The organism is Methyloterricola oryzae, assembly GCF_000934725.1.
Taxonomy (GTDB): Bacteria; Pseudomonadota; Gammaproteobacteria; order Methylococcales; family Methylococcaceae; genus Methyloterricola; species Methyloterricola oryzae.
Map to the genome: position 1 here is coordinate 75,803 of NZ_JYNS01000010.1, position 20,834 is coordinate 96,636.

General features: G+C 59.7%; 34 protein-coding genes. 5 read left to right on the plus strand and 29 right to left on the minus strand.

Features of this window, described 5'->3' with window-relative positions; translation table 11 throughout:
• Positions 1–21: 21 nt before the first annotated feature.
• Genes EK23_RS13930 through EK23_RS13950 form a run of 5 tightly spaced genes read left to right on the plus strand, consistent with a single transcriptional unit; the run spans position 22 to position 6,029 of the window.
• Entirely contained in the window at positions 22–648 is a 627-nt protein-coding gene (locus EK23_RS13930) for a hypothetical protein (protein ID WP_045225989.1), read from the plus strand.
• Positions 649–651: 3 nt separating this feature from the next.
• Positions 652–2,538: a YncE family protein gene (locus EK23_RS13935; RefSeq protein WP_045225990.1), complete on the plus strand. Its 1,887-nt coding sequence runs from the start codon at positions 652–654 to the stop codon at positions 2,536–2,538.
• Positions 2,538–3,122, plus strand: a complete 585-nt coding sequence (locus EK23_RS21825; protein WP_052808184.1) for an SCO family protein — start codon at positions 2,538–2,540, stop codon at positions 3,120–3,122. The genes EK23_RS13935 and EK23_RS21825 overlap by 1 nt, the downstream gene beginning before the upstream one ends.
• Positions 3,119–4,528 (plus strand): cytochrome c/ABC transporter substrate-binding protein, encoded by a 1,410-nt coding sequence (locus EK23_RS13945; protein WP_045225991.1) that lies wholly within the window; start codon positions 3,119–3,121, stop codon positions 4,526–4,528. Before EK23_RS21825 ends, EK23_RS13945 begins: the two co-directional genes overlap by 4 nt.
• A 1-nt stretch (position 4,529) precedes the next feature.
• A complete protein-coding gene (locus EK23_RS13950) occupies positions 4,530–6,029 on the plus strand; it encodes a hypothetical protein (protein ID WP_045225992.1) in 1,500 nt (499 codons plus the stop codon).
• 80 nt (positions 6,030–6,109) lie between these two features.
• On the opposite strand, the gene rplQ is transcribed toward EK23_RS13950, so the two are convergent.
• From rplQ to tuf, 29 genes are all read right to left on the minus strand, one after another.
• Positions 6,110–6,481 carry a 50S ribosomal protein L17 gene (gene rplQ / locus EK23_RS13955; protein ID WP_045225993.1) on the minus strand — a complete coding sequence of 124 codons (372 nt, stop codon included), beginning with the start codon at positions 6,479–6,481 and terminating at the stop codon, positions 6,110–6,112.
• 37 nt (positions 6,482–6,518) lie between these two features.
• Complete coding sequence (locus EK23_RS13960; RefSeq protein WP_045225994.1) at positions 6,519–7,502, minus strand: DNA-directed RNA polymerase subunit alpha; 984 nt, start codon at positions 7,500–7,502, stop codon at positions 6,519–6,521.
• Between the two features lie 19 nt (positions 7,503–7,521).
• A complete protein-coding gene (gene rpsD / locus EK23_RS13965) occupies positions 7,522–8,142 on the minus strand; it encodes a 30S ribosomal protein S4 (protein ID WP_045225995.1) in 621 nt (206 codons plus the stop codon).
• Positions 8,143–8,159: 17 nt separating this feature from the next.
• Positions 8,160–8,546 (minus strand): 30S ribosomal protein S11, encoded by a 387-nt coding sequence (gene rpsK, locus EK23_RS13970; RefSeq protein WP_045225996.1) that lies wholly within the window; start codon positions 8,544–8,546, stop codon positions 8,160–8,162.
• A gap of 19 nt (positions 8,547–8,565) precedes the next feature.
• Positions 8,566–8,922, minus strand: a complete 357-nt coding sequence (gene rpsM / locus EK23_RS13975) for a 30S ribosomal protein S13 (RefSeq protein ID WP_045225997.1) — start codon at positions 8,920–8,922, stop codon at positions 8,566–8,568.
• Positions 8,923–9,001: 79 nt separating this feature from the next.
• A complete protein-coding gene (gene rpmJ / locus EK23_RS22560) occupies positions 9,002–9,115 on the minus strand; it encodes a 50S ribosomal protein L36 (protein WP_082054193.1) in 114 nt (37 codons plus the stop codon).
• A gap of 36 nt (positions 9,116–9,151) precedes the next feature.
• The gene (secY, locus tag EK23_RS13980) at positions 9,152–10,480 is read right to left on the minus strand and encodes a preprotein translocase subunit SecY (RefSeq protein ID WP_045225998.1); all 1,329 of its coding nucleotides are present in this window, start codon (positions 10,478–10,480) and stop codon (positions 9,152–9,154) included.
• Complete coding sequence (rplO, locus tag EK23_RS13985; RefSeq protein WP_045225999.1) at positions 10,481–10,915, minus strand: 50S ribosomal protein L15; 435 nt, start codon at positions 10,913–10,915, stop codon at positions 10,481–10,483.
• A 2-nt stretch (positions 10,916–10,917) separates the two neighbouring features.
• A complete protein-coding gene (gene rpmD / locus EK23_RS13990) occupies positions 10,918–11,103 on the minus strand; it encodes a 50S ribosomal protein L30 (RefSeq protein ID WP_045226000.1) in 186 nt (61 codons plus the stop codon).
• Positions 11,100–11,618, minus strand: a complete 519-nt coding sequence (gene rpsE, locus EK23_RS13995; RefSeq protein WP_045226001.1) for a 30S ribosomal protein S5 — start codon at positions 11,616–11,618, stop codon at positions 11,100–11,102. The genes rpmD and rpsE overlap by 4 nt, the downstream gene beginning before the upstream one ends.
• Before the next feature lie 9 nt (positions 11,619–11,627).
• The gene (rplR, locus tag EK23_RS14000; protein ID WP_045226002.1) at positions 11,628–11,981 is read right to left on the minus strand and encodes a 50S ribosomal protein L18; all 354 of its coding nucleotides are present in this window, start codon (positions 11,979–11,981) and stop codon (positions 11,628–11,630) included.
• Between the two features lie 9 nt (positions 11,982–11,990).
• A complete protein-coding gene (gene rplF, locus EK23_RS14005; protein WP_045226003.1) occupies positions 11,991–12,524 on the minus strand; it encodes a 50S ribosomal protein L6 in 534 nt (177 codons plus the stop codon).
• Positions 12,525–12,548: 24 nt separating this feature from the next.
• Entirely contained in the window at positions 12,549–12,944 is a 396-nt protein-coding gene (gene rpsH, locus EK23_RS14010) for a 30S ribosomal protein S8 (protein ID WP_045226004.1), read from the minus strand.
• 61 nt (positions 12,945–13,005) lie between these two features.
• Positions 13,006–13,311 (minus strand): 30S ribosomal protein S14, encoded by a 306-nt coding sequence (rpsN, locus tag EK23_RS14015; protein ID WP_045226005.1) that lies wholly within the window; start codon positions 13,309–13,311, stop codon positions 13,006–13,008.
• Between the two features lie 9 nt (positions 13,312–13,320).
• Positions 13,321–13,860, minus strand: coding sequence for a 50S ribosomal protein L5 (rplE, locus tag EK23_RS14020; protein ID WP_045226006.1), 540 nt, complete (start codon positions 13,858–13,860; stop codon positions 13,321–13,323).
• 21 nt (positions 13,861–13,881) lie between these two features.
• Positions 13,882–14,199 carry a 50S ribosomal protein L24 gene (gene rplX, locus EK23_RS14025; RefSeq protein WP_045226007.1) on the minus strand — a complete coding sequence of 106 codons (318 nt, stop codon included), beginning with the start codon at positions 14,197–14,199 and terminating at the stop codon, positions 13,882–13,884.
• A 15-nt stretch (positions 14,200–14,214) separates the two neighbouring features.
• A complete protein-coding gene (rplN, locus tag EK23_RS14030; protein ID WP_045226008.1) occupies positions 14,215–14,583 on the minus strand; it encodes a 50S ribosomal protein L14 in 369 nt (122 codons plus the stop codon).
• Positions 14,584–14,623: 40 nt separating this feature from the next.
• Positions 14,624–14,881: a 30S ribosomal protein S17 gene (gene rpsQ / locus EK23_RS14035; RefSeq protein WP_045226009.1), complete on the minus strand. Its 258-nt coding sequence runs from the start codon at positions 14,879–14,881 to the stop codon at positions 14,624–14,626.
• A gap of 5 nt (positions 14,882–14,886) precedes the next feature.
• Positions 14,887–15,072, minus strand: a complete 186-nt coding sequence (rpmC, locus tag EK23_RS14040) for a 50S ribosomal protein L29 (protein ID WP_045226010.1) — start codon at positions 15,070–15,072, stop codon at positions 14,887–14,889.
• Positions 15,072–15,485, minus strand: coding sequence for a 50S ribosomal protein L16 (gene rplP, locus EK23_RS14045; RefSeq protein WP_045226011.1), 414 nt, complete (start codon positions 15,483–15,485; stop codon positions 15,072–15,074). Before rplP ends, rpmC begins: the two co-directional genes overlap by 1 nt.
• Before the next feature lie 11 nt (positions 15,486–15,496).
• Positions 15,497–16,162, minus strand: a complete 666-nt coding sequence (gene rpsC, locus EK23_RS14050; RefSeq protein WP_045226012.1) for a 30S ribosomal protein S3 — start codon at positions 16,160–16,162, stop codon at positions 15,497–15,499.
• 11 nt (positions 16,163–16,173) lie between these two features.
• Positions 16,174–16,509 (minus strand): 50S ribosomal protein L22, encoded by a 336-nt coding sequence (gene rplV / locus EK23_RS14055; RefSeq protein ID WP_045226013.1) that lies wholly within the window; start codon positions 16,507–16,509, stop codon positions 16,174–16,176.
• 18 nt (positions 16,510–16,527) lie between these two features.
• Positions 16,528–16,800, minus strand: a complete 273-nt coding sequence (gene rpsS, locus EK23_RS14060; protein ID WP_045226014.1) for a 30S ribosomal protein S19 — start codon at positions 16,798–16,800, stop codon at positions 16,528–16,530.
• Positions 16,801–16,824: 24 nt separating this feature from the next.
• Complete coding sequence (gene rplB, locus EK23_RS14065) at positions 16,825–17,646, minus strand: 50S ribosomal protein L2 (protein WP_045226015.1); 822 nt, start codon at positions 17,644–17,646, stop codon at positions 16,825–16,827.
• 58 nt (positions 17,647–17,704) lie between these two features.
• On the minus strand, positions 17,705–17,998 hold the full coding sequence (gene rplW, locus EK23_RS14070) for a 50S ribosomal protein L23 (protein ID WP_045226016.1): 294 nt from the start codon (positions 17,996–17,998) through the stop codon (positions 17,705–17,707).
• Positions 17,995–18,615: a 50S ribosomal protein L4 gene (gene rplD, locus EK23_RS14075; RefSeq protein ID WP_045226017.1), complete on the minus strand. Its 621-nt coding sequence runs from the start codon at positions 18,613–18,615 to the stop codon at positions 17,995–17,997. Before rplD ends, rplW begins: the two co-directional genes overlap by 4 nt.
• A 12-nt stretch (positions 18,616–18,627) precedes the next feature.
• Positions 18,628–19,266, minus strand: coding sequence for a 50S ribosomal protein L3 (rplC, locus tag EK23_RS14080; RefSeq protein ID WP_045226018.1), 639 nt, complete (start codon positions 19,264–19,266; stop codon positions 18,628–18,630).
• Between the two features lie 28 nt (positions 19,267–19,294).
• A complete protein-coding gene (gene rpsJ, locus EK23_RS14085) occupies positions 19,295–19,606 on the minus strand; it encodes a 30S ribosomal protein S10 (protein WP_045226019.1) in 312 nt (103 codons plus the stop codon).
• 6 nt (positions 19,607–19,612) lie between these two features.
• On the minus strand, positions 19,613–20,803 hold the full coding sequence (tuf, locus tag EK23_RS14090) for an elongation factor Tu (RefSeq protein WP_045225224.1): 1,191 nt from the start codon (positions 20,801–20,803) through the stop codon (positions 19,613–19,615).
• Positions 20,804–20,834 lie beyond the last annotated feature (31 nt).

Below are 20,834 nucleotides of genomic sequence, written 5' to 3' on the forward strand. Positions count from 1 at the left end.
CCAGCGCAAAGGAGAAACGCGATGACCGTCAAGAATTTGGTTCAAGTGGATACACACACCCTATTCACCCACATCATCAGTTGGAACATCAACCCAGAAACCGGCCAACTGCGCCCGCCAAGAACCGTGTTCAATGCCGGCAACTCCCGCTTGGACTTCGGCGACGGATTCGTCGTCCGGCTCGATACCTCGGGCCGTCAGATCACCCTGCATGAGGCCTCGCGAAACGATGTGGATCTCAACTTCTGGACCGGCGACGCGTTGCTGGTAGCCGTCAACCCAGACGATGTGCCCGACCCGTCCCATGCCGTCATCCGTATCCACCTGCCGCCAGGCGTGCGCGGTGTTGGCGCCTTTGTTAGCGGTTACACCCAGGGCATACCCACTCGCACCGTGCAGACGCCCTTCATCGCCCAGCTCTGGCTTCGCCTGGGCGGTGCCCCACAAAGCGAGTTCAGTCTGCCGATGGTCAAATCCGGCATCAACGGCAGCGTCCTGTCCACACGTAGCCCACCCGCGGCACCCTTCGTCGGCGCCAGGGCCCTGGGACAGGCGGAGATTGCCGAAGCCTGTTTCGACGTGTCCCTGTTAGGCAACCGGCGTTTTTCCCACGTGGCCATCAGCGACCTATGGCTCCTGAGGAGTTGAAGGATGCGCCTTTACCGCCCGGCTCAGACCTTTATGTTCGCCTTGCTTGCTCTGACGGGTATTGCCAGCGCGCAGGTCCAGACCAGCGTAAACGAAGGCGTCCGTGTCAGCTGGCAATACAATCCGCTTTCCAGTGAAACAGCGGAGCGCGGCATCGGCACCCTGGATGTTCAGTTGGCAGACGCCGTCACCGGCCAGCCGCTCCGTTATCAACGCGGACAATTGGCCGCCTGGCTGCGCCCCGAGCGGCATGCCCTGTCCGATGCGGAACTGGGTTGCCATGATCAGGTCCGCCATCTCGCAAGCCAGAAAATCGCCGGCGCCGCGGAAATCGACCTCAACCGCTGGCGCCTGCTGACCTTCAACGGCGACCGCAGCCTGGCCTTCATCAATCCCTTTGTGGGGATCAACAACGCCAAGCTGGAGTCCATCATCACGCTGCCGGGAGACGTCGGCCACTGGGCGCTGTTGCCTCGGCGCTTCCAACTGTGGGTGCATACCCGCGACAGCGACCATGGCCGGCTCTCACTGGTGGACACGCAGCGCCGCGCCGTCACCGCAACCCTGGATGTACCCGCGGGCCCGGCCGCCCTGGTCAAGTCCGGGGACGAACGCGGGCTTTGGATCGTTGCGCCCGATGCTCAAAAACTGGGCTGGCTGGATGCCGCCCATCCGGACGGCGCGCCCCGCTGGGCCAACGCACCTGCGGTGGTTGGCGCGATAGCCGCCGAAACGCAGGGCGTCTTTGCCTGGCATAACGGCGTACGGTCAGAAATCCAGCTCTGGCAAGCGGACCCATCCGGGCAGCCTGGGAGTGTCCGGCGCTGGCCGATGCCGGCGGCGATCCTGTCCGCACGCTGGAGCCGACAGGCTCAACGGCTGATCGTGGCGCTGGCCGATGGCAGGCTGGCCTGGCTCGACCCCCAATCCCCGAGCGAGCAAGCGGAGCGCATTCTGCAGATCGCGGGCGCAGAGTCCCTGAGCGCCGTGGAACTGTTTGACGGTGGCCGCCGCCTGCTGTGGCTGAGCCGGGACAGGGCTCAAGCCGGAGCGGTCGATGTCGCGACTGGCCGTGAACTGGGTGTCTCGACGGTGACTGCCGATGCGGACACGATCGCTTTCACCGACGATTTCGCCTATGTGCACAGCACCCGCAACGGGAAGGCGTCGCTGCTCTCTCTGACCGATTTGCGCACCGGGCAGGTGCACCCGGTGGACATCAGCACCGGTCGGCCTGCGCCGGACGCCCCGCCGGGGCTTCGCATCGCTCCGGAGCCGGCGGGCCAGGGCCTATTGGTTGCAAACCCCGCGGATGGCGTCATCTATCAGTACGCGGAAGGGATGATGGCTCCGTCCGGCAGCTTTTCCAACTACCGCCGCAGCGCGCTGGGTTTGATGGTATTGGACACCGCCCTTTCGGAAACCGCGCCGGGTCGCTACCAGGTGCCCGTGCGCAGCGAGCAGGCCGGTGCCCACACGCTGATCCTGGGGGGCGTCAACCCGCGGCTGGCCGCCTGTGTTTCCGTGAACCTGCCAGCCGCAGTGGCGCAAGCTTCAACCGCAGTTCCCCATCCCAAGGCGAGCCTGGAAAGCCTTTCCAGCCCGCCCGGTGCGGCACCCTTGACCCGCACGGTGCGGGTGCGTCTGGAACAGCCGTTGGACTCCGGAACACGGGAGCTGACCGGCGTGAAGGACCTGACCTTGCTGGTGTTCGATCGCCGCACGGCCTGGCAACAGAGGACCCCCATGCGGGAAGCGTCCCCAGGGCTCTACGCTGCCACGGTGACCTTGCCGCACGCGGGCCGCTACGACTGGCTGGTGTCCAGTGCATCCCAGAACCTCGCCTTCCGCGACGCCGGACTCGGCCGCCACGACGTAGGCAAGCCGTGATGACACCCCGTGGCCATCGCGTTCTCCTCTCGCGCCGCCAATTTCTAGGCTTCTTGGCCCTGCTGCCCTGGAGTCTCAAGATCATCGCGGCCGACGAAACCGCTGAGACGCCGGAAATCCCTGACGTGCGACTGATGGACAGCGGCGGAAGCGAACACCGGCTCCCTGAATTGCTGGCGCAGGGACCGGTGATCATCAGTTTCTTCTACACCCGCTGCACCAGTTTCTGTCCCATGCAGACCGCCCTGATGCGCAATGTCCAGGCGCATCTGCAACGGCGTCATGCACCGGGTCTACTTCTATCCATCAGCCTTGACCCAAGCAACGACACACCCGACGCCCTGGCGGCGTATGCCGCGAAGTTCAAGACGCAGGTGGGACTGCCCCAGCAGTGGTTGCTGTTGACCGGCGAAGAACCAGCCTTGAACCGCGTCTGGCGCGCTTTCGACAGCGCGACCGGCCGGCCCGAGGACCATGCGGCCACGCTCTGGATTGGATGCGCGGCCAAACAGCGCTGGTCGCGCCAGTTTGGCCTGCCGGGTGTCCAGCAATTGATGGCGGCTATGCAGGCGGTGAGCGCGTGAAATCCCGGGCCTTCAGTCGCGGTTGCGGTTACGCCCTGCTGCTTCTGTGCAGTGCCGCCCGCTGCTGCGAAGCGGCAATGCCGGCGGAATTGGGACGAGCCCTATATCAGGGACATAGGCCCTGGCAACTGGGCGCGGCCGCCACCACAGCCGGTCTGCCCGCGGAATTCAGTGCCTGCGCGCGGTGCCACGGCCCGCTCGGCGAAGGCGGCATAGAGGGAGGCCAACCTATCCCACCCCTGGATTCAGGCCGGCTTTTTCGCGAGGACGGCGGCTTGCCGGCCTTCGCCAATGACGAGGCGGTGCTGGCCGCGATCGAAAAAGGCGCGGGACGGGGCGGCCGCAGCCTTTCCATGGCGATGCCACGTTTCCGGCTGAAAGCGGCTGAACGCCGCGCCTTGATCGCCTACCTGCACCGTCTGGGCAGTCCCGCTGATCTGCCCCCCGGTGTCAGCCATGATCGCGTCCGCATCGGCGTGCCCATCCCGACACGGGCCGGTGACACTGCGGCCATGAGCATACAAAAAGGCTTGCTTGAAACGGTCGATGCCGCCAATGCCGCAGGCGGCATCCATGGGCGCCACGTGAGCTTGCACTTCGCCCCCCTGGGCGAAATTCAACGGCTCATGGCCGGCAATCAGCTATACGCCCTTGCAGGAGGCTGGCTGGGGAGCGAGGCGGGCGTCGAATCAGGCCGGGAATTAGAGGACTGGCAGCGGCGCTTTCGCGTCAGCCATGTTGCGAGCCTCACCCCCCGTGTTGAAACCGCTGATTTGAACACGTCGTGGACCGCCCCTCTGCTACCCAGCCTGAGGGAGCTTTACACCGGGTTAGTCCAGGCCATGCGCGACGCCTGTCCAGGCGTGGGAACGGAGGTCCTGCTGGGCAGCCGCAAACCATGGGACCGACTTGGAATTCCGACTTCAGCCTCCGTCGACAACTCAGGCGCCGTGCGTGTCTTCATGGTGGGCAAACAGGCTTCCGATAGCTTGCGACAGCTGCTCACCAACAAAACGCAGCGCGGTGCAGCCTGCCTCGGTTGCCTGACCCTGATGCACGCCATTCCGGCGGATGTTCCGCCAGGGTGGCGCGTGTTCGCCGCTTTGCCTGTACCCACGGCCATGCTGGCGGATCTGGCAGCCAGACGCGCGTCCATCTGGGAATCCTTGGGGCGGCTGGCCGGTACCGCCCTGGTCGAAAGCCTGGCCGAAGCAGGGCCGCGCTTGCATGAACGGTCGCTGCTCCAGGCGCTCGCCCGCTTCAATGGCCGCCCTTTGGAACCGGGTCTGCGACTCGTGTTCTCGCCCGCCCGTATGCATGGCTTCCCACCGGAGATCATCGAAAGCGCCCCTTCAACCCCGGCTTCCACTTCATTTACCGCCGTCCACTCGTCATTGGGAGATTGACATGAACCACCACGACCGAAAGAACACCCCCGCGCTGGCTGGTTTGCTACTGGCCGGACTGGTATCAATGCACAGCGGCGCAGCGCTATCCGCGCCGAATGGGTCCTTTAACCTAGTCGGGCATATCGAGGCGTTCACCCTTGCAAACCCTTCCGACCCTCTCAGCCGAGCGACCCTCACCATCCGCGGAATTCCGGTGACACTTCCGAAAAACCTGTTGATCGTCATGCCGGGACAATATCTGACGGCCCAAGAACTTTTCCGCTGGAATCCGGCCACTCACAGTTTTGCCGCCAGCGCCCAGGCACAAAGCGGATTGGCCTTGCGCGACAGTCCACCGCCCACCGTGCCCTTCGAGGCGGAAACCATCGGAAACATCGTCAATGGCGAGTACATTGCGGGCGTCGTCCACATTTCCCAGGGCGGCTTGCACATGACGGCCGGCCCAATTGCCAGCATCGACCGCAACACCTCTGAATTCACGGTAGGTGCGGCCGGCGCCGCCAAGGCGGTACGAGTGCGCCTCAACGACCCCGAGGGCATTTACTCCCTGCCCAGCACGACGCTGGATCAGCGCTTTGCCCTGGACCCGGACAACTCGCCGGTGCACGCGAAGACTGGATTTCCTGTCTGCATTCCGCACAACGCCGACCCCGACAAAAGGTGCCCCGCTAGCAACCGCCCGGCGGCACCCAATCAGTTCCGCTTTACCTGTGCGGGAACCGGCAACCCGCTCGGCCCGCCCGCGTCACCGGATGCTCCAGCGGTGAACTGCGACCCCAGTAAGCCTGTGCCCTTGGCCGAAGGAGACTACGTAACCGTGGTCGGCATGATTGCCCGCGACGATCATGGGGATTTCCTGGTGGCGGCGCACGGGCTGGACGCTGAACTGGGCATCTATACCTCACCCGGCGCCCCCGACGCCTATGTCTACATCGAAGAAGCGCTACAAGGCAGCAAGGGTGAACCTTTCGACGTGTCACAGGAAGAAACGACCCGCTTCCGCATCGTCGGCTTCACCACTGATCCTTCAAGGAACGTCGAAATCCGACTGATCGATACCGGCCTCGATGAAACCGGAACATCCATCAGTGGCCCGGTCGGACTGTTTCCGTCCAATGGACCCCAACTCGGGCGCTTTCGCAATACCTGGCCGGCCAAGGATGACGCGCGCGCAGTTCGCCGCGATGTCCGTGCCCAGATCATCGGCCACGCGCCCGTGAAACTGCCCTCGGGCCTGACCACCGGCAGCTATACCGCGCCGATCGGGGAATACATTTATCCGGAAGTGACCCGCTTCGGCCAGAAGCCAGCAGGCGTCAACGCCCCTATCCCGGTGCCGGTGCCTTTCGAGAACTTTTGTTTCCTAAGAACCCAGGCCACCATCAGTACCCTGGACGAACATACCCTCGGGGCCTTGACGCCATTTCCGGCTTCAGGACACGACAAGTCCCAGTTGACGGGACTTCCGGGGAAACATGCCTGCAGTCTGGATGACTGAGAGCTTGTGAAAAACAAAAAAGGCGGCCGGGAAAAACCCGACCGCCTTTTGCGCGCGCCCCACTTGGGGCCTTGCGAGGATTACTCTGGCTGTTCCGGACGGTCCACCAGTTCCACATAGGCCATGGGGGCCGAATCGCCAGCCCGGAAGCCGCACTTCAAGACCCGCAGGTAACCACCCGGCCGGCCCGCATAACGCGGTCCCAACTCGTTGAATAACTTGGTGACGGCCTCACGGTCACGCAAACGCGCGAACGCCAAGCGCTTCGCAGCCAACGTATCGTTCTTGGACAGCGTGATCAAAGGCTCGGCATAGCGCCGGATTTCCTTTGCCTTAGGCAAGGTGGTCTTGATGATCTCATTCTGGAACAGCGAGACCATCATATTTCTAAACAGCGCCTTCTTGTGGCTGCTGGTGATGCTGAACTTTCTGCCGGAGTTACCGTGACGCATTGCAATGCCCTATTCTTTTTAACGATGATCTGCCAAATCAGTCTTTCCTGAGCCCTTCCGGCGGCCAATTCTCCAGCCGCATCCCCAGGGACAACCCCTTGGTGGCGAGTACATCCTTGATCTCCGTGAGAGACTTCTTACCCAGGTTCGGGGTTTTCAGCAAATCGACCTCGGTCCTCTGAATCAGATCGCCGATGTAGAAAATGTTTTCCGCCTTGAGGCAGTTCGCTGAACGCACCGTCAGTTCCAGATCGTCCACCGGACGCAGAAGCAGAGGATCGAACGACGGCTTCTCTTCCGCCACGCCCTTGGCCACAGGCCCCTTCAGATCCACGAAAATGGAAAGGTGGTCATTGAGGATCGAGGCAGCATGCCGCACGGCCTGCTCTGGGTCGACCGTACCGTTGGTCTCAAGCTCAATGATCAGCTTGTCCAGATCGGTACGCTGCTCCACACGGGCGCTTTCCACCACGTAGGACACCTTCCGTATCGGGCTGAACGACGCATCCAAATGCAACGATCCCACCGCCGTTTCCGAACCAGCCGCCAGACGCTGCGCCACCGGCTGGTAACCGCGCCCTTTCTCGACCTTCAGGTTCATGTTCAATTTGCCACTGGAGGTCAGGTTCGCTATCACCAGCCCCGGGTTCACGATCTCGACGTCGTGTGTCGTTTCGATATCCGCTGCGGTCACCGCCCCAGGCCCGGTCTTGTTCAGGCGAAGATTGGCACTATGGCCGTGCTCCACACGGATAGCCAGGTTTTTCAGGTTGAGCAGGATGTCGATGACGTCCTCCTGCACACCCTCGATGGTGGAGTACTCATGCAGGACACCTTCAATGGCTACTTCCGTGACCGCACAGCCCGGAATAGCCGAGAGCAAAACTCGCCGGAGTGCGTTGCCCAAGGTATGGCCAAAACCTCTCTCCAGAGGCTCAATCACAATCCGTGCGCTGTTTTTGTCTACGGGACTGACGTCAACTAAGCGGGGTTTGATCAGGTCTGCAAGAAAACTATGCATCAATTAACCTTCAAAAGTCTTATTTCGAGTACAACTCGACGACCAGCTGTTCATTCAGCTCGGAGCCCAATTCGGCGCGATCCGGCGTGGACTTAAAGACGCCGGACATCTTCTGCGTGTCGACATCAACCCAGGACGGGAAGCCATACTGCTCGGAAACCTGCAAAGCGTCCTTGATACGCTGTTGCGCCTTGGACTTTTCCCGAATGCTGATCACATCCCCGCTACGCACCTGGTAGGACGGGATGTTCAACACTTTGCCGTTGACCAGGATCGCCTTGTGGCTCACCAACTGCCGAGCCTCGGAACGAGTGGAGGCAAAGCCCATCCGGTAAACCACGTTGTCCAGGCGCGATTCCAAGATACTGAGCAGGTTCTCCCCGGTCGAGCCTTTCTTCTGCGCCGCCGTAGCATAGTAGTTGCGGAACTGGCGCTCTAGCACACCGTAGATACGGCGCATTTTCTGCTTCTCGCGCAACTGAACGGCATAGTCCGACAGCCGGGCGCGCTTGGAGCCATGCTGCCCCGGCTGCTGATCCAGCTTGCACTTTTCCGTAATGGACTTGCCGCGTGCCTTGAGGAAAAGATCTGTGCCTTCCCGTCGGCTCAGTTTACACGTGGGACCTAAATACCTTGCCATCTATCAATACTCCAGACTCAGACGCGACGCTTTTTCGGCGGACGGCACCCGTTGTGCGGGATGGGTGTGCCGTCAATGATGTTGGTGATCTTGAAACCGAGGTTGTTCAAGGAGCGCACCGCGGATTCCCGACCCGGGCCGGGACCTTTGATGCGAACATCCAGGTTCTTGATCCCGTACTCCTTGGCTACACTGCCCGCCTTCTCGGCGGCAACCTGTGCAGCGAACGGGGTGCTCTTGCGCGAACCACGGAATCCGGAGGCGCCGGCGGTGGCCCAGGCCAAGGTGTTACCCTTGCGGTCGGTGATCGTGATGATGGTGTTGTTGAACGAAGCACTGATATGAGCGATACCGTCGGAGATATCCCTCTTGATGCGCTTAGCGGAGCGACTGGCTTGGGCCATTATCCTGCAACCTCAAAACTTATTTACGAATGGGACGGCGCGGCCCCTTGCGGGTACGAGCGTTGGTGCGGGTACGCTGGCCGCGAACCGGCAAGCCCCTGCGATGACGCAATCCCCTGTAGCAGCCGAGATCCATCAAACGCTTGATATTCATGGCAACCTCTCTTCTGAGATCGCCTTCCACGACGAACTTGCCGACTTCCTCGCGAATGCGCTCGATCTGATCGTCGGTAAGTTCCTTCACTTTCTTGGAAGGCTCAACCCCGACCCTGTCACAGATCTTCGCCGCCCGCGTACGGCCAATACCGTAAATCGCAGTAAGCGAAATCACAACGTGCTTATGATCGGGAATGTTAATCCCGGAAATGCGTGCCATCTAAACTATCTCCAGACCTGACCGGCGGGTTATCGCCGAATTTCGAATGTTAACATCTTTAACTATTGAGAGGCAAACTCTAGCCCTGACGCTGCTTGTGACGAGCGTCTTTGCAGATGATCCGGACGGTGCCTTTTCTCTTGAGAACCTTGCAGTTTCTGCAGATCTTCTTTACGGATGCGCGAACTTTCATGACGATATCTCTTAACGTGCTTGAACTAAATCCTGCTTACTTGCCGAACTTGATATTCGACTTCTTCATCAGCCCTTCGTACTGGTGCGAGATGATGTAGGTCTGGACCTGCGACATGAAATCCATCACCACCACGACGATAATCAGCAAGGAGGTACCGCCGAAGTAGAACGGCACATTCCAGTATACGATCAGAAACTCCGGCAACAGGCAGACCAAGGTAATGTAAATGGAGCCTGCCATGGTCAACCGGGTCATTACCCCATCGATATAGCTGGCGGTCTGCTGCCCTGGCCTAACCCCAGGAATGAAGGCTCCGGACTTCTTCAGGTTCTCCGCCGTTTCATTCGAATTGAAAACCAGAGCGGCGTAGAAGAAGCAGAAGAACACGATCGCTGCCGCATAGCAGAGAACATACAGAGGCTGACCGGGAGACAGCGTCGTGGCTATGTCCTGCAACCAGCCCAGGCTTTCCGAATTGCCAAACCAGCCGGCAATCGTGGCCGGAAAGAGGATGATGCTGGACGCAAAGATCGGCGGGATCACGCCCGACATATTCAGCTTCAACGGCAGGAAGCTCTTGTGAGCGGCGTACATGCGCCGGCCCTCTTGGCGCTTCGCATAATTGATGGTGATGCGGCGCTGCCCACGCTCGACAAAGACGACCACCGCCGTCACGCCAATAGCGATGGCGAACAGGGCAATGATGCTGAACGTGCCCATCTCACCGGTACGAGCCAGCTCCAAGGTCCCACCAATGGCGGTCGGCAGGCCTGCGACGATACCTGAGAAGATGATGATGGAAATGCCATTGCCGATTCCGCGCTCGGTGACCTGTTCACCCAGCCACATCAGGAAGATCGTGCCGGCCACCAACGAGATCGCAGTCACAAAGACGAAGTGGAAACCGGGGTTGGTCACCACCGGGATTCCCGAGGCCGTCTGGTTCTGCAGGGCCATGGATACACCGACCGCCTGAAAGCTCGCCAACACGACGGTAGCGTAGCGGGTGTACTGGTTGATCTTCTTGCGCCCCGACTCGCCTTCCTTCTTGATCTGTTCCAGGGTCGGAATGACCACTGCCATCAACTGCAGGATGATGGACGCGGAAATATACGGCATGATTCCTAGGGCAAAGATACTCAGGCGCTTCAGCGCGCCACCCGAGAACATGTTCACCATGTCCAGGATGCCGCCGCCCTGCTGCTGGAACATGCTGGCCAGGGCCTTGGGGTCCACACCCGGAATGGGAATGTGTGCACCGACACGGTATACGAACAAAGCCCCAAGGACGAAAAGGAGCCGCTGCCGCAGCTCCGTCAATCGTCCGAATCTGTCAGAGAGCGCCGACGTCGTAGTGTTCACTTAAGCCTCGACTTTGCCGCCGTTCTTTTCGATGACTGCACGCGCACCCTTGGTGGCCAGAATCCCTTTCAACGTAACAGCCCGCGTCAACTCGCCAGAGTCGATCACCTTAACCTTCTTGACCTGCGCAGCGACGAGATTGGCTGCCTTCAGCACCGCCAAGTCCACCACCTCGGAAGACAGCTTCTCAATTTCCGATAGGCGCACTTCGCTTACAAAAGCCTTCTTACGTGAGCGAAAACCCACCTTGGGCAGTCGGCGCTGCAGCGGCATCTGGCCGCCTTCGAATCCGACCTTGTGAAAGCCGCCAGCGCGGGCATGCTGGCCCTTGTGGCCACGACCGCAGGTCTTGCCCAGGGTCGAGCCAATGCCGCGTCCGACGCGCTTACGTTTCTTCTTGCTACCTTCGCCAGGTGCTATGGTGTTGAGAAACATATTCAAACTTCCTCAATCTTCAACAGATACGAGACTTTGGCAATCATCCCGCGGATCGACGGCGTATCAGCCACCGTCACCGTATGGTGCATGCGGCGGATGCCAAGACCAGCCAGACACTGGCGGTGCGATTCCAGACGCCCGAACTTGCTTTTGATCTGGGTAACTTTCAGTCGCTTTTCGCTCATTTGCCCTGCCCCGTCAATTCGCCGGCGCTCTTGCCGCGCTTGGCCGCGATGAACTTGGGATCGCGGATTTCGGTGAGACCCTTGATCGTTGCGCGCACCACGTTGATTGGATTGTTGGTGCCGATGCACTTGGCCAGCACGTTATGCACGCCGACCACCTCGAATACAGCGCGCATGGCGCCACCCGCGATGATGCCCGTACCTTCCGACGCCGGTTGCATGTAGACCTTGGCCGCTCCGGTGCTCGCCATGATGGAGTAGTGCAGGGTGTCACCGTTCAGATGCACCTGGCGCATGTTTTTGCGGGCTTGCTCCATGGACTTCTGGATTGCAACCGGCACTTCGCGAGCCTTGCAGAGGCCATAACCCACGCGGCCATTGCCGTCGCCAACCACCGTCAACGCCGTGAAGCCGAATTGCCGGCCGCCCTTGACCACCTTGGCGACGCGGCGCACCGCCACGAGTTTCTCCTGGAGGCCGTCGGTGTTGCTGTTCTGTGCAGAAATGTTTGCCATTGTAATCCTCTAGAAACTCAGTCCCGCTTCGCGCGCCGCATCCGCCAGGGCCTTCACGCGCCCATGGTACTTGAAGCCGGAGCGATCGAACGCCACGCTGGAAATGCCGGCTGCCAGGGCCCGCTCGGCAATGATCTTGCCAACGGCTTTCGCCGCATCGACATTGCCTGTGCCCGACACACTGGCCTTGACATCAGCCTGCAGCGTGGACGCGGCAGCCAGCACTTGCGCACCGTCGCTAGAGAACACCTGGGCGTAAATGTGGCGCGGAGTCCGGTGCACGGTAAGGCGATGGATGCCGTTCTCGCGGATAATGTGCCGCGTCTTGGCCGCTCTTTTGAGTCGTGATGCTTTCTTGTCCATTGCCGTACCTTACTTCTTCTTCGCTTCTTTTCTGATGATCTCTTCGTCGGAATAGCGGATTCCTTTTCCTTTGTAAGGCTCCGGCGGACGATACGCGCGGATATTGGCGGCTACCTGGCCGACCACCTGCTTGTTGCAGCCCTTCACCAGAATCTCGGTCTGGGTCGGCGTCTCCAGAGTGATGCCTTCCGGCGCTGCGAAGTCAACCGGGTGTGAAAAGCCCAAAGACAGGCTCAGCACGTTACCCTTGACTGCGGCGCGGTAACCGACGCCCACCATGGTCAGCTTGCGCTCGTAGCCGGCGCTGACGCCGACGACCATGTTGTTGATATTGGCTCGGGTGGTCCCGGCCAGGGCGTTGACCGTCTTGTTAGTGGGATCCGACTTAACGGTGATGACACCTTCAGCGACATCGACCGACACATTTGGATGCAGGTCACCAACCAGGGTCCCTTTCCCGCCTTTCACGGTCAGGCGACGGCCCTCGAGCTTCACCTCGACGCCTTTCGGCAGGTTGATGGGATTCTTAGCTACTCTCGACATTGAAATAAGCCCTTCTCTTGAACCTTAGGAGACCAGGCACAGCACTTCACCACCGTGCCCCTGTTCACGAGCATTCTTGTCCGTCATGACTCCCTTCGACGTGGAGACAATCGCCACGCCCAAGCCCCCGAGTACGGACGGAAGGTCCTCCTTCGGCTTGTAGATGCGACGCCCAGGCTTGCTCACCCTGCTCAGATACTCAATGACCGGCACACCCTTGAAGTACTTGAGGGAGACGGTCAGATCGGTCTTACCGGCCTCCTGGGCCACATGGTAATCCTCGATATAGCCTTCCTCCTTGAGCACCTTGCAGATCGCGACCTTTACCTTCGATGAAGGCAGGGTAACGTCCTTCTTACCCGCGGCTTGCCCATTCATGATCCGGCTAAACATATCCGCCAACGGATCGCTCATGCTCATACTTGGTCTCTCTCAAATCTAGGATGTAACGGTATTTAGAAATTCCCGGTAAGCCGGAAAATCACCAGCTCGCCTTAACCACGCCGGGCACGTCGCCCCGCATCACCGACTCGCGCAACTTGTTGCGACCCAGGCCGAACTTGCGGTAGTAGCCGTGCGGACGGCCGGTCAGGTTGCAGCGGTTCCGGCCACGCGAAGGGGCTGAGTCACGCGGCAACTTCTGCAGCTTCATGCCTGCCTCGAAACGATCGTCGTCGCTCAGGTTCGGATTCTTCACGGCGGCCTTCAGCTCCTGACGGCGCTGGTAAAGCTTGTCGGCCAGTTTCTTGCGCTTCAGTTCCCGCGCGATCATCGATTTCTTTGCCATGAGACTTCCTCAGGTCCTGAACGGAAATTTGAACTGCTCCAACAGCGCGCGCGCCTCATCGTCGGTCTTCGCGCTGGTGGTTATCGTGATGTCCATGCCGCGCAGCGCATCGATCTTGTCGTAATCGATCTCGGGAAAGATGATCTGCTCACGGACGCCCATGGAATAGCTGCCACGGCCATCAAAGGCCCGCGGGTTTAGGCCGCGGAAGTCACGGATACGCGGAATGGCGATGGTGATCAAGCGATCCAGGAACTCGTACATCGTGTCCCGGCGCAAGGTTACCTTGCAGCCGATGGGCATGCCCTCGCGAATCTTGAAGCCGGCGATGGACTTCCGCGCGAAGGTGATCACGGGCTTCTGCCCGGAGATCTTCTGCATGTCCTCAACGGCATTCTGCAGAATCTTCTTGTCCGCGACCGCTTCGCCCACGCCCATGTTCAAGGTGATTTTCTGAATCTTAGGCACCTGCATCACCGAAGCGTAATTGAACCGCTTCACCAGCTCAGGGACGATCTGCTCTTTGTAAATCTGTTGCAATCTGGCCATGGTTGGAGACTTCTTACTACGTTAGAGGTCGACGACTTCGTTGGTCGCCTTGAAGAAGCGAACCTTACGGCCGTCGGCGAGCAGGCGGAAACCCACCCGATCCGGCTTGTTGGTACCCGGATTGAACAGCGCCACGTTGGACACGTGAATGGACATGGACTTTTCCACGATGCCGCCGTTGATGCCGCGATTGGGATTTGGCTTCTGGTGCTTACGCACCAAGTTCACACCCTCGACCACCAAACGATCCTCGCCATCGAAAGAGAGCACGGTGCCGCGCTTGCCCTTGTCTTTACCGGTCAGTACGACGACCTGGTCGCCTTTCTTGATCTTACGCATCTTAATAACCTTGCCTTACAGTACTTCCGGCGCCAACGAGATGATCTTCATGAACTTCTCGGAGCGCAGCTCGCGTGTCACCGGCCCGAAAATACGTGTGCCCAGTGGCTGGTGCTGATTGTTCAGGATCACGGCGGCATTGCCGTCGAAGCGGATCAGGGAGCCGTCCGGACGGCGCACGCCCTTACGGGTACGCACCACCACCGCGTTGTATACCTCGCCTTTCTTGACGCGGCCGCGGGGGATGGCGTCCTTCACGCTCACCTTGATGATGTCGCCGATGTTCGCATAGCGGCGATGGGAGCCGCCCAGCACCTTGATGCACATCACTTTCCGGGCACCGCTGTTATCTGCGACGTCCAGGGTCGTCTGCATTTGAATCATGTGGGTTCCTCGCTATTCGCAATATTCAGGGCGACCGGCGCTATCTCGCCTTCTCGACGATCTTGTGCAGCATCCAGACCTTGTTCTTGGATAGCGGGCGACAGGACGTGATCTCGACCAGATCGCCTTCCTGGCACTCGTTGTTCTCGTCGTGTGCCATCAGCTTGGTGCTACGCTTGATGTATTTCCCGTAAACCGGATGCGGAACCAGGCGCTCCACTTCCACGGAAATGCTTTTGTTCATCTTGTTGCTGACGACCCGCCCGGTGATCGTCCGTACCTTTTCGTTTTCACTCATGACAGTTAACCCTTCTCAGAAATGATGGTGTTGATGCGCGCGATGTCGCGGCGGACCTTTCTGATCTGGTCAGGCTTGGACAACTGCCCGGTGGCCTTTTGCATGTGCAGATTGAACTGTTCACGATAAAGGGCCAACTGAGCTTCCTTCAGCTCCTGCACAGTCTTCTGTCTAAGTTCTTGGGCTTTCATTACATTACCGTACGATGGGAGAACGTTGTCTTAACGGGTAGTTTCGCGGCCGCCAGCCTGAATGCCTCACGTGCCAGCTCTTCGCTCACACCATCCAGTTCATAGAGCATGGTGCCCGGCTTAATCTGAGCAACCCAGTATTCTACACTACCTTTGCCGCTACCCATACGAACTTCCAAAGGCTTCTTTGAAATGGGCTTGTCCGGGAAGATGCGGATCCAGATTTTGCCGCCGCGCTTGACGTGACGGGAAATCGTTCGACGCGCCGCTTCAATCTGCCGTGCGGTGATACGGCCGCGGTCGACGGCTTTCAAGCCGAACTCACCGAAGCTCACCTTGCTTCCCGACTGGGCGAGACCGCGGTTGTCGCCCTTCATCTGCTTTCTGTATTTGGTTCTCTTTGGCTGCAACATTGTGATTCACCTTACGCTTCAGCAGGGGTGGCACCCTTGGTTTCGGCCATGTCGAAGATTTCGCCCTTGAAGATCCACACCTTGACGCCGATCACGCCATAGGTAGTGCGAGCTTCGGCGAAACCGTAATCGATGTCGGCACGGAAGGTGTGCAACGGCACCCGGCCCTCGCGATACCATTCGGTGCGGGCAATTTCAGCACCGTTCAAACGGCCAGCCACGTTGATCTTGATACCCTCTGCTCCCAGGCGCAGTGTGTTCTGCACGGCACGCTTCATGGCGCGGCGGAACATGATGCGCTTTTCCAACTGCTGAGCGACGCCTTCGGCAACCAGCTGCGCATCCAGTTCGGGCTTGCGGATCTCCTCCACATTCAGCTGAACCGGAACACCGATCATGCCGGCGATCTCGCGGCGCAGGGCATCGATGTCTTCACCCTTCTTGCCGATGACCAGTCCCGGGCGCGCCGTGTGGATGGTGATATGCGCGTTGTTGGCCGGGCGATTGATCTGAATGCGGCTGATGGACGCGTGGCCCAGCTTCTTCTTCAGAAACTCGCGAACCTTCAGGTCTTTATGCAGGAACTCGGGATAGTTCTGGCTGCTGGCATACCAGCGCGAAGTCCAGTCTTTGATGTATCCCAGCCTGATGCCGGTAGGATGTACTTTCTGTCCCATGATAAAGAACCTTATTTCTGCTCGGAAACTTTGACGGTGATGTGGCAAGTGCGCTTTTCGATGCGATTGCCGCGGCCCTTGGCACGTGCTTTCATGCGTTTCATGGTCGGGCCTTCATTCACGAACACCGATGAAACGTGCAGTTCGTCGACGTCAGCCCCGTCGTTGTGCTCAGCATTGGCAATGGCAGATTCGAGAACCTTCTTCACCAATTTCGCAGACTTCTTCGTGCTGAACGTTAATAAATCGATCGCCTTTGCTACGTCCATACCGCGGATCTGGTCTGCCACCAGTCTGCACTTTTGCGCTGAGACGCGAGCGTTGCTGAGCTTCGCTGAGGTTTCCATCGTATTCACCAAACCACGTTATTTAGATTTCTTGTCCGCCTGGTGACCCTTGTAGGTGCGGGTCGGGGCGAACTCGCCGAGCTTGTGACCCACCATGTTGTCGGACACCAGGACCGGCACATGCTGCTTGCCGTTGTGTACGGCGAGAGTCATGCCAATCATCTCGGGTATCACCATGGAGCGCCGCGACCAGGTCTTAATCGGGCGCTTCACGCCGGATTCAGCAGCGTCCAGCACTTTCTTCAAGAGCTGATGATCAATGAACGGGCCTTTATTAATTGAACGTGGCACAGGTGATACCTCTTGTCTTGATCGTTACTTGCGCTTACGGACGATCATGTCGTCGGTGCGCTTGTTGTTGCGAGTCTTGTAACCCTTGGTCGGGGTGCCCCAGGGCGATACCGGATGACGGCCACCGGAGGTGCGGCCTTCACCGCCACCGTGCGGATGATCCACCGGGTTCATGGCCACACCGCGGACGGTCGGACGCACACCGCGCCAGCGTTTCGCGCCGGCCTTGCCCAACGAGATCAGGTTGTGCTCGGCATTGGATACCTCTCCGATGACCGCTTTGCAGTCGATCAGAACCTTGCGCATCTCACTGGAGCGCAGCCGCACCGTGGCATAGGCTCCCTCTTTAGCCACCAACTGAACCGACGCGCCGGCGCTGCGTGCCAGCTGTGCACCCTTGCCGGGCTTCAATTCCAGACAATGGATCAAAGAACCCACTGGGATGTTGCGCAGGGGCAGGCAGTTGCCTGTCTTGATCGGTGCGAACTCGCCGGAGATCACTTCCTGACCCGCCGCCATACCCTTAGGGGCGATCATGTAGCGGCGCTCGCCGTCCTTGTACACGACCAAGGCAATATGCGCGGTGCGGTTTGGATCATACTCGATCCGCTCGACGCGACCCGGCACATCGATCTTGTCTCGCTTGAAATCGACGACACGGTAGTGCTGTTTGTGACCGCCACCTTTGTGGCGCGTCGTAACGCGGCCTTGGTTGTTACGGCCGGAGTTCTTGGATTTCTTCTCCAGCAGACCAGCAAAAGGCTTACCCTTGTGCAGACCCTCGGTTTTTACCCGGATGACGAATCGCGCGCCCGCCGATGTAGGTTTGGATTTGATAAGAGCCATGGTAGTGTTTCCGCAGTAAATTCTTCGGCCGTCTTCAGAGCTTTAACAACTCAACCGATCAAGCCGCCGACAGCTCGATGTCGAAACCGGGCTTCAGCTTAACGTAGGCCTTCTTCCAGTCCGAGCGCGCACCCATGAAGCGACCAAAGCGCTTGACCTTGCCTTTCACGTTGAGCACATGCACAGAGTCCACCTGCACATTGAACATCAGTTCTACGGCACGCTTGATTTGTTCCTTGTTGGCCGATTTCTTCACCCGGAACACAAACTGCTTGTTCTGCTCGGAGGCCACGGTACTCTTTTCGGAGATCACCGGTGCCTGCAATATCCGCATGAGTTCCTGCTGCTTCATCCCAGTTTTACCTCGATATTCTTGACAGCCTGCGTCGTCACGATCACCTTCTCGCTGTGAACCAGGGAGACCGGGTTAACGGAATCCGCGGTGCACACCTCGACGCCAGGCAGGTTGCGCGCCGCCAGGCACAGGTCGGAGTTCAGCGCGTCGGTAATGATCAGCGCACTCTCCGCCCCAAGGGCTTTCAGCTTCCCGACCAGTTCCTTGGTCTTGGGCGCACCGGGGAACACGTCGTCGGTCACCAGCAGGCGATCCTGACGCAGCAACTCGGAGAAAATCGAGCGCATGCCCGCGCGGTACATCTTCTTGTTCAGCTTCTGCTTGTAAGAGCGGTTGCTCGCGGCGAAGGTGACGCCACCGGTACGCCACAGCGGACCACGGGTGGTGCCGGCACGGGCGCGGCCACCGCCCTTCTGACGCCACGGCTTGGCACCGCCGCCACTGACATCGGCGCGGCTCTTCTGCCCCTTGGTTCCGGCACGTCCCGCTGCCAGATAAGCCACAACCATCTGATGCACCAGCGGCTCATTGAAGTTCTGCCCGAAAACAGCTTCGGAGACTGCGACCGGCTCTTCGCTGCGTCCGTTTTTTAACACCGGTATCTGTAGAGTCATGGTTCTTACCTGTTACTTCTTCACTGCGGGCTTGACGACCACGTCGCCGCCCTTGGGGCCCGGGATGGCGCCCCTGATCATCAACAAGGAACGCTCCTTGTCGACGGCCGCCACTTTCAGGCTCTGTACGGTCTTGAATTCGGCGCCCATATGGCCAGCCATTTTCTTGCCCTTGAACACGCGGCCCGGGGTCTGGTTCTGACCAATGGAACCCGGCGCGCGATGGGACAACGAGTTACCGTGGGTCGCATCCTGGGTCCGGAAGTTATGGCGCTTGATCACGCCGGCGAAGCCCTTGCCGATGGTGAAGCCGCGCACATCCACGTACTGGCCTTCCTCGAACTGGTCCACGCCCAGTTCGCTACCCACCGCGTACTCCGCGCTATCGCTCTCTTCGAGACGGAACTCCCACAATCCACGCCCGGCCTCGACAGCACCCTTTGCATAGTGGCCGGCCATGGGCTTAGAAAGACGGGAGCGCTTCTTGCTGCCCGAGGTGACCTGCACCGCGCGGTAACCGTCGGTCTCGACGGTCTTGACCTGCACGACCCGGTTCGGGTCCACGTGCACCACGGATACCGGTATCGCCGACCCATCCTCGGTGAAAATTCGGGTCATGCCGCATTTGCGGCCTACCAGACCAATTGCCATCGCTAAACTCCAGGAAGCTTTTTCGTTTTTAGTTCAGTTTGATCTGCACATCCACGCCGGCGGCAAGATCAAGCTTCATGAGCGCATCCACTGTCTTGTCGGTGGGCTCGATGATGTCCATCAGGCGCTTGTGGGTGCGCAATTCGTACTGGTCGCGGGCATCCTTGTTGACGTGCGGCGAAACCAGCACCGTGAAGCGCTCTTTCTTGGTCGGCAATGGGATCGGCCCGAGCACCTGCGCACCGGTGCGCTTCGCAGTCTCCACGATTTCCGTCGCGGACTGGTCGATCAAGCGATGGTCGAATGCTTTCAGACGGATTCTGATTCTTTGCTTGGACATGATCTATTACTCGATAACCTTGGAAACGACGCCGGCACCCACGGTGCGACCACCTTCGCGGACCGCGAAACGCAGACCTTCTTCCATGGCGATGGGCGCGATCAGCTTCACCGTGATCTTGATGTTGTCGCCCGGCATCACCATCTCCACACCTTCCGGCAACTCGACGGAACCGGTCACGTCGGTGGTGCGGAAGTAGAACTGCGGGCGGTAGCCATTGAAGAACGGCGTGTGACGACCGCCTTCTTCCTTGGACAGCACGTAGATTTCCGCTTCGAAATGGGTGTGCGGAGTGATGGAACCCGGCTTCGCCAAAACCTGACCACGCTCCACGTCCTCGCGCTTGGTGCCGCGCAGCAGCACGCCCACGTTGTCCCCAGCCTGACCTTCGTCCAGCAGCTTGCGGAACATTTCAACGCCGGTGCAGGTGGTCTTGACGGTGGCCTTGATGCCCACGATCTCGACTTCCTCGCCCACTTTGACTTTGCCGCGCTCGATACGGCCGGTCACCACGGTGCCACGACCGGAGATGGAGAACACGTCTTCGATGGGCATCAGGAACGGCAGATCCACCGGACGCTCGGGCAGCGGGATGTAATCGTCCAGCGCCTGCACCAGCTTGTGGATAGCCGGCACACCGATGTCGCTCTGATCACCTTCCAGCGCCTTCAGCGCGGAACCGATGACGATCGGGGTGTCGTCGCCCGGGAAGTTGTAGGTGCTGAGCAGTTCGCGGATTTCCATTTCCACCAGCTCGATCAGCTCGGCGTCGTCCACCATGTCGGCCTTGTTCAGGAACACGACGATGTAGGGCACGCCCACCTGACGGGCCAACAGGATGTGCTCGCGGGTCTGCGGCATGGGGCCGTCAGCAGCGGAACAGACCAAGATCGCGCCATCCATCTGCGCGGCGCCGGTGATCATGTTCTTCACGTAGTCGGCGTGACCCGGGCAGTCCACGTGAGCGTAGTGACGGCTCGGGGACTCGTATTCCACATGGGCGGTAGCAATGGTGATGCCGCGCTCGCGCTCTTCCGGTGCCGCGTCGATCTGATCGTACGCCTTGAACTCACCACCGAAGCGCTCCGCACCGATCTTGGTCAGAGCCGCCGTCAGCGTGGTCTTGCCGTGGTCGACGTGACCGATCGTGCCGACGTTCACATGCGGCTTGGTGCGCGAAAATTTCTCTTTTGACACGGCTAATTACCTCGATGATCTGGGTGAGTTA